Here is an 11,416-nt window from a genome sequence, read left to right on the forward strand (position 1 = left end):
GTCCGCCTGGTTCCGCGAGAAGGCTCACGCGAGGGCAAATTGGAGAGCCCATTCCATCAAGGCTTGGCGGATTGCGGCAGCCGCTGGGGCCTGGCGACGGGCAGGTAGCACTTGCCCTGGTACTCGGCCTGATCACTGAAGCAGGGAGGCTTCTGCTCCAATGCCACCCAGCACCCGCCCTTGATTTCCACCGCGCCCTTGTTGGTCTTGCAGGGGGGCACCGCCTGATTGCGGAAGGGTTTGGCGGGCAGGGGGTAGGTGAGGGCCACCGGGTCCGATGCATCGAGGTCGACGAGGGCCGAGGCGTCCTCTTGCGTGAAGGCTTCGGGTGTCTCCTCCGCGGGAGCGGAGAGACTCGTCAGGAGCCAGAAGCCCAGACCCAGCGAGAGGCCCATCCAGTTCGTGGCGGGGTGTCCCGTGCTCCGGCGTGAGGTGGGAGGAGTCAGCGACAAGCCCGAGGCGAGATGCGCCCGGAGCCGAGGATTGTCTTCCACGCGCGTGAAGGCGGCGGTGGTGAGCACGAGCATGTCCGCCAACTCCGATACGGGGACGGACGCGGGGGCCTCGTCCACTCTCAGCGTCACCGAGGCCGGATGCGGCTCGCACAAGAGGGACACCCGCCAGGACCCCTCGGGTTGCCATTCCACGCGAGCCGTGGGCAGCAGTTGCAGGGCTGGGCTGCCTGTCTCCACGTCCCATGCGTCATGGAGTCGGCCCAGGCCGGGCCCCACCTCTTCATAGGCCGCACCCCGCTCGAACGGCCCCCACCCGCTGCGCTTCCCACTCTTGTCGTTCGCCACGTGCGCCATCTCCGAATCAGCGCTCAGCGGAACGGATTTGACCCAACAAGTCAAGATGAATGGCAGGCCCTGTAGGGTGGTGCCTGGCTCTCTTCGGACGGAGATGCACCTCGAGGCGCCGCCAGGCCGATCTGGTCGCCTCCCACCTGGGTTGACAGTGATGCGCGTGCCCCGGGACGATACCGCCAGACCGCATGGCCCCCTCTGGCCAGTGCCGCTCTGGATGGGAATGAAGATCTGGAAGCATTCGCGCCTGGACGCGGCCCTGTTGGCGCTGAGCCTCGCCCAGGCGGCGACGATGTTCGCGCTGGCGGCGGCCTGGGATGGGTCCTCCTGGCCCTGGCGGCTGGGGGGGGCGTGCCTCCTGGTGCTGATGGTGACTTACAACTTCATCGTCATCTCGCACCTCTTCATGCACGTGCCCTGGTTCGAGTCGCGGTGGCTCAACGCGCTGGCGTCGGCGCTCAACTCGCTCATCATCGGCCAGTCGTTGCAGCGCCATCAGTTGTTCCACGTGCGCAACCACCACCGCTACAACAACGATCGGAAGGACGCGGACGGGAAGACGAAGGATCTGACCTCCACCTTCCAGAAGGGCGAGCACGGAGATCACGACGGCCTCTTCCATTATGTCCTCGGCGGAGCGCTCTCCATGTTGGGCACCACCGCACGGGGGTTGCTTTCGAGCACTCGGTTGTGGCGGGTGGGCGAGCACGAGCGGGAGCTGCTCGAACTGGTGACGAAGGAGCCGTCCCGGCGCGGGCAGGAGCTGCGCCAGGTGCGGCGGGATCGCCTGGCGCACTTCGCCGGGGTGTGCGTCTTCCTGGCTCTGTCGTGGCGCTGGACGCTCTGCTGCTACCTGCCGGCCCTCTTCCTGGCACTCGTGCTGGTGAACCTGCAGAACTACTTCGAGCACTTTGGCGCGGTCCCCGAGAGCCGTTATTCGGACTCGGTGAGCTACTACGGCCGAATCTACAACCTGCTCGCCTTCAACGACGGCTATCACCAGGAGCACCACCTGCGGCCACAGGCGCACTGGAGTCTCCTGCCCGAGGTGCGGCGTGAGCTCTCCGCCCAACTGGAGGGCGCCGAGCGCGTCATCTCGCCGGTGCCCGCCTTGCTGGGCTTCCTGCACCGCGACCGGCCCCTGCTGCACCGTCGCTCGGGCGGGCGCCCCATCCCAGATTTTAGCAGCCAGATGTCCTGACGGAGGAGTACGCCACCTCGGAGCATGCCCTCCTCCAGGCGCTGGTGAAGCAGGGGCGGGTTCAGCTCTTCTCCATCGAAGTGGAGACCGCCCGGCGGCGTGGCCAGAGGGCATAGCCCCAGAAGGGGAGGAAGAGCAGCAGCTCCACCATCACCACGTAGCCGCCTCGCGAGGAGAGCATGCCCGCCCCGATGGGGGCCACGGGGATGGGCCGCATGGGCAGGAAGTAGCGGGCGGTGGTGAAGGGCCACAGGAGCGCCGCGCCCAGGCCCCCGGTGGTCATCGCGTCCAGCAGGCCATGGCTGCCCACGGCCACGAAGGCGAGCAGCCCCGCCTCGACCGCGGGCCCTCGCGCCACCCGCGTCCCCACCGCCACCCCGAGCGACACCAGCACCGCGAGCACGAGCGAGTGCGAGGCGCCGCGATGTCCCCACTCGGCCGCGTAGGGAATGCCCAGCTTGAAGGCGACGACGTCCGCGTCCGGCAGCATGGCCAGCGCGGCCAGTGCCACCATGGCGGCCGCCCGCCTCCGGGGTGATGCCGTCCTTCCGCCCAGGCGCCCGAGCGCCAGTCCCACCGCGATGTGTCCGAAGCTCGCCATGTGCTTTCCGGCGAGAGTCTAGCTTCACCGCACCGGGAGACGCACGGTTCCTGTCCGGCGGGCACGCGAGGCCTTGGGGTGGGGGCAGCCCCGTCGCCGCTCAGACCCGGGCCTGCTTCAGGCGGCGCTCGATCTCGTCCGCGGCGAGCACCTCGGCCCCCTCCTTGCTCGCGCGCGTCCCCAGCACCCGGGCCCGCTCGAGCACGTCCGCCGGGAACGAGCCGCGCGCGTCCACGGTGTTGCGGTGCAGGATGCCCCGATTGCTGCTCAGTCCACGGCGGCCTGATCCACGAAGAACACCACACGTCCGCCCGTGGCCGGGTTCGTCACGCCGCTGACGCCCTCGGTGACCGTCCACAGGTTGGTGCCGCTGCCCGTGGCGTGCATGCCCTCGGGCATCCGCGCCCACTGGGAGCTGCCGGACAGGTACGCCTTGCGCGAGGCGCTCGTGGACACCTTGAAGAGCGCGCCGCCGTAGCGCGTGGAGCTCAGCCAGTACGAGGTGGTGGCCGTCGAAGTCATCAGGGGGGCCACGCCCTGCACGTTCGGCTCGTTCATGATCCAGGCACGCTCGGGCACCACCGCGCCGCTCACCGCCACGAGCCGGTTCGTGGAGGTGTTCAGGGGCCAGCGGTAGAGCCGCCCGCCAAGCCCCGGGGTGGAGCCGTCATACGGGCACTGCGCGTCGCCGCTGTTGCAGTACTCGCCCGAGAGCACCGCGCTCGTGCCACCGCGTGTGTCCTTGCCGAGGAAGGAGAACTTGGGCCGGCAGGGGCTCGCGATGGCCGAGGGCACGGTGTACGCGCTCACCTGCGGCAGCACGTACTTGTACCCGTACGCGCACCAGACCGAGCCCACCTTGCCCACCTGGGTCTCGCACGTGGTGCTGGTGTCCACCTGGCGGAGCTGCGTGAGGTCGAACACGCGCAGGCCGTCCGAGGTGTCGGCCATGTAGAGGTAGTTGCCGAACCAGGCGAGCCCGCCGCCATGCTCGTTGACGGTGGTGAACTGGCCCGCGCCTGTGGGCCGGACGAGCAGCACGTGCCGGTAGTTGACCGTGCTGCCCGACATGTTCGAGATGTCCGCCACGGACAGGCGCACGCCCTTGTCCGGGCTGCTCGGCGCGTAGTGCCAGGAGACGATGGCGACATTCGTGTCACCGGAGACGCCCGCCGTCAGGGCCTGGGGAATCCAGTCGGTGGTGGCCATGTCGCCGTCGTTCCAGCGGAAGCCGCCCTTGTAACCCGTGGCGGGGGGATGGGTGCTCGCGGTGAGCACGGGACCCGCGCGGTTGAGATCGCCCAGGAGGGCCGGCAGCCCCAGCGCGGGGCCCACGTCCGCCATGTTCGCGACGGAGCTCGTCCAGGTGTTCTGATCCACCAGCCGCAGACAGCTCGCGTCGTGGGCCGTGAGCGGCGCGCCCTCGGTGAGGGGTCGTGCCTGCGATTCCAGGGCGGTCTCGCTTCTGGCCTCCACGTCCGGAGCGGGGCCGCACCCGCCAAGACACGTCGCGATGAACAGACTCCACGCCACCGGGTCTCGTCCGAACACAGTCACCTCCTGAAAAACAATGAGGACTCGATTTTCCGGTTTGTGTCAAGGAAAGGCAACACGCGTCTCGCTCCGAGGATTCGCACCGGGCTCATCCATTGCCAGTCGGGCCTGGGTGCCTGCCCTCCTGATCACCAGGAGAGACGCAACAGCCCCACGGCCGCGCCACCGAGGATGAGCCAGACAGAGTTGATGCGATAGCGCAAGAGGAGCAGGGCGCTGACGAGCGCGAGCCCCACCGTCACCGCATCCACCAGGGCCGCCCGGCCCAGCTCCCAGGTGACGCGGGCCATCAGCGCGAGCGAGGCCACGTTGACGCCGTCGAGCACGGCACCGGCCACCCACGAGCGGCGCAGGCGCGGAACCAGCGGGCCGCTCACCGCGACGAAGAAGAAGGCCGGCAGGAAGATGCCCACGGTCGCGACCACCGCGCCCGGCACTCCCCCCAGCACGTAGCCGATGAACGTGGCCGTGGTGAAGACGGGGCCGGGCGTCACCTGTCCCACCGCCACCGCGTCCAGCAGCTGAGCCTCGCCCAGCCACCCCCAGCGCTCCACCAGATCCGTACGCAGGAAGGCCAGCAGCACGTAGCCGCTGCCGTAGAGCACGGAGCCCACCTTGACGAAGAAGAGGAACAGGCCTCCCAGGCTGAAGGGCACGGCGCTCGTGGCCCCGGCCGCGAGGCCCAGCGGCACCAGGGGTCCTCCCACCAACCGCCCGCCGAGCCCCTTCGGCGCTCCGTCCCGAGCCGCCCCGCGCTGGCCTCCCCGCCAGAGCACCATGAGTGCTCCGGCGCCCAACAGGACGAGCAGTTCGTGCAGGCCCAGGCCGTTGGCGAGCACGGCGGCCAGGGCGACCACGGCGAGCACGCGGGTCTTCACCGCGCTCCGGCCGAGGCCCCAGAGGGCCTGGAGCACCACCGCGATGATGACGGGCTTCACTCCGTACAGCACGCCTTCCATGGAGGGCAGGGCGCCCCAGCGGACATACGCCCAGGCGGCCCCCAGGGTGAGGAGCATCGCGGGGAGGATGAAGCAGACGCCCGCCACCAGCAGGCCCGCCCATCCGCCTCGCCGGTGGCCCAGGTGGATGGCCAGCTCCGTCGAGTTCGGCCCCGGGATGAGATTCGTCGCGCCCAGCAGATCGAGGAACTCGTCGCGGCTGAGCCAGCGGCGCCGGCGCACCACCTCGTCCTCCATCAAGGCGACATGGGCCGCCGGCCCACCGAAGGCGGTGAAGCCGAGCCGCAGGAAGAGCAGCGCCACTTCCTTCAACGCGTGCGCGCGGGCCTGCCCGAGGTCAGACACGCGGGGCTCCGTGCCGCTGCCATAGCCACGCGTCCAACGAGCTGGGGCCCGCGCCCACCCACAGCAGGAAGAGGGCGCCGAGGACCATGGACACGTCCGTGCGCGACTCGTGCGCCATCTTCCAGAAGCCGCTCGCCAGCAGGATGGGCACCTTGGTGGTGGTCAGCGCCACCCCCATGACGATGAGCAGTGGAATGCTGGCCAGGCGCGTCACCAGCCCCAGGAGTACCAGGGTGCCGCACACGATCTCCACTCCACCGACGAAGGGGCCCAGCAGTTCGGGGGCGGGGAGGCCGATCTTCGCGAACCTGCCGACCCCCACCTCGGCGGGGAAGAGGAACTTCTGGAGCCCCTCGGAGAGGAAGACACCGCCGACCATCAGGCGGATGAGGAGCGTGGCGGCGGGGGCCTCGGTGGCGAGGAGGCGTGACTTGAGGGCGGGAGGACTCATAGCCGGGGCATCACGCCATATCAGAGGCGCTGTGTCTGGCCCGTGCGAGCCGCTTCGAGGATCGCCTCGATCATCTTGTGGCGCACCACGGCGTCATCGAAGCTCGGGACCGAGCCGGGGTCTTGCGCGAACTGGGCGTAGGCTTGAGCCACGTTGAAGGCGCTTCCCTGGGGGGCGCCAGGGGCCGCGAAGTAACGCTCGGGGATGGAGAGGGGGCCGAACTTCTCCTTCCCGTTGCCTCCCGAGAGCGACAGGTCCGTCATCTGCAGATGGCCCGAACTCCCAGTGAACACGAGGTCTCCCTCGGTGCCGTTGATTTCCCAGAGCAGGTTCGTGCCGCGCGAGGTTCCACCCCGGTAATGGATGGAGGCGACCGCCCCCGTGGTGAGCACCCCGGAGACGGCGACCTGATCGGGCGAGGTCTGGGGGCGGGTCTCGTTCGTTCCCATCACCGGTACCGCCGGACGGCGGGTGGCCAGCGTCGCGCTCACCTCCCGGAACTCACCCAGACACCAGCAGAGCGCGTCGACCGTGTGCCCGAAGGGGATGGTGAGGAGGGTCGCTCCGTTGCGCGCGTCGAGCAGGTAGAGACTGGAGGGGTCGATGATGCCTCCCCAGGCGAGCCCCGACCCCACGAGGCTCGTGGACAGGACCTCGCCCACGAAGCCGCTGGAGACCAGGTCACGGACATACCGCACGGCCGGTGAGGCACGGGCCTGGAGGCCCACGATGGCCCGGACGCCGCGTGCGCGGGCGAGCGCCGCCAGGGCCTCGGCTTCGGCGAGCCCGTTGCCGAGCGGCCACTCGCAGTAGACGTCCTTGCCCGCCTCGAGCGCCGTCGTCACCAGTTCGCGGTGCTGGGGCACCTTGACGGAGACGACGACCAGGTCGACCTCCGGGCGCGCCACGAGCTCTTCGGCGTTGTCGAACGCCAGCGGCACGCCGAACTGGCGCGAGGCGGCCTGCGCGGACTCCCGCCGGCTGGTGCTCAACGCCCGGATTTCATAGGCGGGGAGGGCGCGCAAGGCGGGGATATGCGCGCTCGCCGCCCAGCCGCGCTCGGGGCTCGCGCCGATGATGCCCACGCCCATTCGTCTTGTCTTCGTCATGGTTTCCGTCTCTGGTCGGGTGAGGAAGTTCGAGTGAATCATCCGGGGGAGGGGCTCGCCGGGGTTGGCCCGGACGGACCGCGACCGTCGAGAATCGGTCAGAGCGCTTCCGGGCGAGCCGGGACTCCGCCCGAGAGCGCCCTGTCCTCGCGGGGGACGACGCGACGGCGTTGCATCCGAGGTGCGGCCTGCGATAAACCCCGTCCGCCCACGGTCCCGTAGCTCAGTTGGATAGAGCGGCGGTTTCCTAAACCGCAGGCCACTGGTTCGATTCCAGTCGGGGCCACTCGCCCTGCTTCCCAAGTCCCCGGAAGCAGGGCGTTTTTCTGTCCGGCGGCGTCCAGCGGCGGTCAGGAACGTTGGGTTGTTGGCTCCATCGTTCAGAAGAGCGGGAGTTCGCCTGGCTGGCCGGCCATGAGCCCCTGACACTCTCCTCGCGGCTGGCCCCAGCCCGCCAGGAGGCTTATCCACAAGGTATGGCGCAGGAGACTCCAAACGGAACGAGTCAGGAGGCATCCCGTCAAGAGCAGGGACGCGAGCAGTCCAGCCAGGAGGAGGAGCCCGAGTGTCGCGCCTCGCGGCTCGAAGCGGAACTCCAGCGAGCCCAGGCGCAGCTCGAGCGCCGCGACCGGCAACTCCAGGTCCTGACGCTCGCCGCGAGGGACCTCAACTCGAGCCTTCATGGCCTGGACATCATGCGGCGGCTCGTCTGGAGCGCCATGGATCTGGTGGACGCGGCCGAGGGCCTCTGGGGACGGCTGAGCGAAGGCCGCATGATCATCATGGAGTCCTTGTGGCGCGAGGGGAGGGCCGTCGAAACCCGCCACGTCGTCCTCGAGCCGAATGTGGGGGTTCCCGGCCACGTGCTGGTCACCCGGAAGCCCTACATCTCGAACGATGCGGCCAACGATGAGCATGTCCTGTCGCATCTGCAGAAGGCCCGGGGTTTCTACAACCTCATCGACCTGCCCCTCTTGGCCCGCACCGGGGAACTGTTGGGTTGCTTCGAGCTCCACGACAAGAAGGACCACCAGCCCTTCACCCAGGAGGACCTGGAACTCCTCCAGGCGCTGAGCGCCCTTGCCGGAGTGGCCCTGGAGAACTCGCGCCTCTTCGACACGGTCCAATCCGAGCGCAGGACCCTGGAGACGATCGTGCAACAGATGCCAGCGGGTTTCACCCTCGCGGCGGCTTCGTCGGGAAGGATCATCTACTCCAATCAGGAGTCAGAGCGCCTCCTGGGACATCCGGCGTTGCGGCTCGAGGGCCAGGAGCCGTGCGCCCCGTGGGGAGCCGTTCATCCGGATCTCACCCCCTACAAGCCCGAGGAGTATCCGCTGGCCCGGGCCCTCCACGAAGGCGAGACCATCAAGGACGAGCAGATGTTGTACCGCCGGGGCGACGGAACGCTCGCCTACCTCTCCGTCATGGCGGCGCCGATCCGCGATGCGGAGGGCCGGATCACCGAGGCCGTCAGTGTCTTCTCCGACATTTCGGGACGTAAGCGGGCCGAGCGGAAGCTCGAGGAGAGCGAGAACAAGTTCCGCCGGCTCTTCGAGTCCAACCTGATCGGTATCGTCTTCGGCGACATCCAGGGGGGCCTCTACGACGTGAACGACTACTACGCCCGGCTCATCGGTGTTCCCCGCGAGGAGATCCTCGCGGGCAAGGTTCGCTGGGATCTCCTCACGCCGCCGGAGGACCTGGAGAAGGACAAGGCCGCGGCGCGGGAGATGCTCGAATCACCCGAGGGAGTCTGCACTCCTTACGAGAAGCGCTACATCCTCCCGGACGGCCGGGTCGTGTGGATCTTCCTGGGGTGTGCCTTCATCGATGCGGGTCGCCTCAAGAACGTCGCGTTCGTCATCGACATCACGGGGAACAAGGAGTCCGAGGAACTGCTCGCGAGGAGCCTCTCCAGTGAGCAGGTGGCCCGAGAAGAGGCGGAGACCATCCTGGCGCAGCTCCGGGTCGAGCGGGAGCTGCGCGAGCGTTTCGTGTCGGCGCTCAGCCATGATCTCCGCACGCCCCTGACCGCGGCGAAGATGAGCGCCCAGCTCATTCCCCGCCAGCCGAACCTGCCCGACAAGGTCTACTCACTGGCCGCCCGGGTGAGGCACAACATCGACCGCGCGGACCAGATGATCACCGACCTCCTGGATGCCAACCGCATCCAGGCGGGCCAGGGGCTGCCCATCGAGCTGGCTCCATGCGATCTCTGGCAGGTGGTGTCCGACACGCTGGAGGAGCTCTCGACCATTCACGGGGAGCGGTTCCTCCTTCGGGGAGAGGAGCGGCTGCTGGGCGACTGGGATGCGCGGGCCTTGCGCAGGCTCGTCGAGAACCTCTGCGGCAATGCCATCAAGTACGGGGACCCGATGGAGCAGGTGACCGTGAGCCTGAAGCAGGACGGCGACCTGGCGGAGCTGGCCGTCCACAACTGGGGAAACCCCATCCCCGCCGACGAGCGGGAGCAACTCTTCCACTACCTCACCCGGGCGAAGAGCGCGGAGAGCAGTGGAAAGAAGGGCTGGGGAATCGGGCTGACGCTCGTGAGGGGAGTTGCCGAGGCGCATGATGGAAGCGTCCACGTGGAGAGCACCCAGGAGACGGGGACGACCTTCCGCGTGCGCCTCCCCAGGAGGGCGAAGCCTCCCGAGTGAGGCGCGCATCGTGGACGTCCCTTCCCGCGACGATCCTCACGAGATGTATGGGAGGGACCGACCCCGCTTCGCGGGAGCGCGACCACGACGGAGCTGTACTCCCTGCCGTGAGTCACGCAGGGCGGCCCGTCCCCCAAGGGCCGCCCATCCTATTTCCTCGCCAGTCCAAACGAGGCCAGCAGGTAGTGGAAGGCGGCCCAGAAATAGAAGCACAGCAGGAGGATGATTCCCTGCCGCGTGGCGAGCGCCAGACTGCCCGCGCAATGGCTCACCACGTCCGCCGTCGCTCCCACCGGAGCCGCGCCGCCCGGACAGGCCGCCTGGAACGTCTGGGGAGCGGCGCTGAAGAAGCCGCCGAGCGAGGCGAAGAGGCTGTCCACCCCCGGGTGGGCATGGTTGAACGCCGCGAAGTGATCGATCACCCAGCCCGCGAAGGGCGGCCCACCTCCGAGGGAGATCAGGTTCAGGAAGAACAACAGCAGCGCCGCGGCCGTCGCGCGCCGACGCGTCTCCACCGCGTTCTGCACCACCCCGAAGGTGGGGCCCATGTAGGTGTAGTGGAAGATGCCGGGCAGCAGGAGGATGAACGCCGCGGTCTTCCACGAGTCCTGCATGTAGGCGGTGATGTAGATGGGCGCGGCGATGGCGAGACCGATGGCCGGCGTCAGGGCATACCAGCGGGGACTGCGCTGGGAGAGCCGATCGGCGACGAAGCCGCCCAGGAGCGTGCCAATACCCGAGGAAAAGCCACTCACCAGGCCGGTGATGATGCCCACCTGGGTGAAGTTCAGCCCGAAGGTGCGGATGAAGTAGGGGGGCACGAAGGTGCCCGAGCCATAGGAGCCGATGCTCGCGAGGGTGATGCCCAGCGACATGTGCAGCACCGGCCCATTGCGGAGCATGGCCCGGGCGACCACGCCCAGTTCCTTGAGCTCGGCGGCCAGGGTCGGAGCGGTCCGGGCCGGAGCGTCGGCCACGACGTGCGGCGCCGGAGCGGGCCCGGCGCTGGACTCGGAATGGCCGCGTGGCGGCTCCTGGATGAGCAGCTTGATGGCCAGCGCGATGAGCACGCCCGGCAGACCCACCGCCATGAAGGCGACACGCCAGGAGTAGTTCTGCGCCAGCCAGCCACCCATCACCGCGCCGAACATGACCCCCAGGGGAAGGCCGAAGGAGTAGACCGACAGCGCCGAGGCCCGCTTCCTCGGCTCGAAGTAGTCGCTGATCAGGCTGTGGGCGGGGGGCGTCAGGCCCGCCTCGCCCACGCCCACCCCGAACCGGAACAGCGCCAGCTGCGCGAAGTTGGCCGCCATGCCGCACAGCGCGGTGAACCCCGACCAGATGACGATGGCCCAGGAGATGATGTTCACCCGGGACGAGCGCTCGGCGATGCGCGCGATGGGAATGCCCAACAGCGTGTAGAGCAGCGCGAAATAGAGTCCACCCAGCAGGCCCAACTGGGTGTCACTGATCTTCAGGTCGACTTTGATCGCCTGCCCGATGGTAGCGATGATCGTGCGGTCGACGAAGTTGAACGTGTAGGCCAGGACGAGCAGCGCCAGGACCAGGTTCTTGTAGCGTGAGGAGTAGAGCGGCTGGGGGATTGCACCCGTGGCGGTGTCGTTCATGAGCAGAGTCCCGGAAGGCGCGGGTGGCGGTGATGTGTGGCCGCGCAAGTTAATGGGGGAAGCGGCAACGCACCTAGCGTGAACTCTCTCGGCCTCCCG

Annotated in this window: 10 protein-coding genes and 1 tRNA gene; 3 read left to right on the forward strand and 8 right to left on the reverse strand. The window is 68.6% G+C overall.

Features of this window, described 5'->3' with window-relative positions; all coding sequences use genetic code 11:
* Positions 1–56: 56 nt before the first annotated feature.
* The gene (locus D187_RS40910) at positions 57–800 is read right to left on the reverse strand and encodes a hypothetical protein (RefSeq protein ID WP_002627666.1); all 744 of its coding nucleotides are present in this window, start codon (positions 798–800) and stop codon (positions 57–59) included.
* Between the two features lie 229 nt (positions 801–1,029).
* Between D187_RS40910 and D187_RS40915 the strand changes: the two genes are divergently transcribed.
* Positions 1,030–2,007 (forward strand): fatty acid desaturase family protein, encoded by a 978-nt coding sequence (locus D187_RS40915; RefSeq protein ID WP_002627667.1) that lies wholly within the window; start codon positions 1,030–1,032, stop codon positions 2,005–2,007.
* Between the two features lie 61 nt (positions 2,008–2,068).
* Here D187_RS40915 and D187_RS40920 read toward each other — a convergent pair whose 3' ends face one another.
* The 6 genes from D187_RS40920 to D187_RS40940 form a co-directional block, all read right to left on the reverse strand.
* The gene (locus tag D187_RS40920; RefSeq protein WP_002627669.1) at positions 2,069–2,608 is read right to left on the reverse strand and encodes a metal-dependent hydrolase; all 540 of its coding nucleotides are present in this window, start codon (positions 2,606–2,608) and stop codon (positions 2,069–2,071) included.
* Between the two features lie 100 nt (positions 2,609–2,708).
* Positions 2,709–2,843 carry a hypothetical protein gene (locus D187_RS59005; protein ID WP_002627671.1) on the reverse strand — a complete coding sequence of 45 codons (135 nt, stop codon included), beginning with the start codon at positions 2,841–2,843 and terminating at the stop codon, positions 2,709–2,711.
* Between the two features lie 32 nt (positions 2,844–2,875).
* Positions 2,876–4,159 (reverse strand): hypothetical protein, encoded by a 1,284-nt coding sequence (locus D187_RS40925; protein ID WP_002627673.1) that lies wholly within the window; start codon positions 4,157–4,159, stop codon positions 2,876–2,878.
* Between the two features lie 131 nt (positions 4,160–4,290).
* Positions 4,291–5,466, reverse strand: a complete 1,176-nt coding sequence (chrA, locus tag D187_RS40930) for a chromate efflux transporter (RefSeq protein WP_002627675.1) — start codon at positions 5,464–5,466, stop codon at positions 4,291–4,293.
* Positions 5,459–5,917 carry a DoxX family protein gene (locus D187_RS40935; protein ID WP_002627676.1) on the reverse strand — a complete coding sequence of 153 codons (459 nt, stop codon included), beginning with the start codon at positions 5,915–5,917 and terminating at the stop codon, positions 5,459–5,461. Before D187_RS40935 ends, chrA begins: the two co-directional genes overlap by 8 nt.
* A gap of 20 nt (positions 5,918–5,937) precedes the next feature.
* The gene (locus D187_RS40940; RefSeq protein ID WP_043434188.1) at positions 5,938–7,026 is read right to left on the reverse strand and encodes a Gfo/Idh/MocA family protein; all 1,089 of its coding nucleotides are present in this window, start codon (positions 7,024–7,026) and stop codon (positions 5,938–5,940) included.
* 212 nt (positions 7,027–7,238) lie between these two features.
* Between D187_RS40940 and D187_RS40945 the strand changes: the two genes are divergently transcribed.
* Both D187_RS40945 and D187_RS51165 read left to right on the forward strand, forming a co-directional pair.
* Positions 7,239–7,312: transfer RNA gene (locus tag D187_RS40945), tRNA-Arg, on the forward strand.
* Positions 7,313–7,502: 190 nt separating this feature from the next.
* Positions 7,503–9,689: a sensor histidine kinase gene (locus D187_RS51165; protein ID WP_002627681.1), complete on the forward strand. Its 2,187-nt coding sequence runs from the start codon at positions 7,503–7,505 to the stop codon at positions 9,687–9,689.
* 149 nt (positions 9,690–9,838) lie between these two features.
* Here the strand turns inward: D187_RS51165 and D187_RS40955 are convergent, their stop codons facing one another.
* Entirely contained in the window at positions 9,839–11,317 is a 1,479-nt protein-coding gene (locus tag D187_RS40955; protein ID WP_002627683.1) for a spinster family MFS transporter, read from the reverse strand.
* Positions 11,318–11,416 lie beyond the last annotated feature (99 nt).

Source organism: Cystobacter fuscus DSM 2262 (assembly GCF_000335475.2).
Classification (GTDB): domain Bacteria; phylum Myxococcota; class Myxococcia; order Myxococcales; family Myxococcaceae; genus Cystobacter; species Cystobacter fuscus.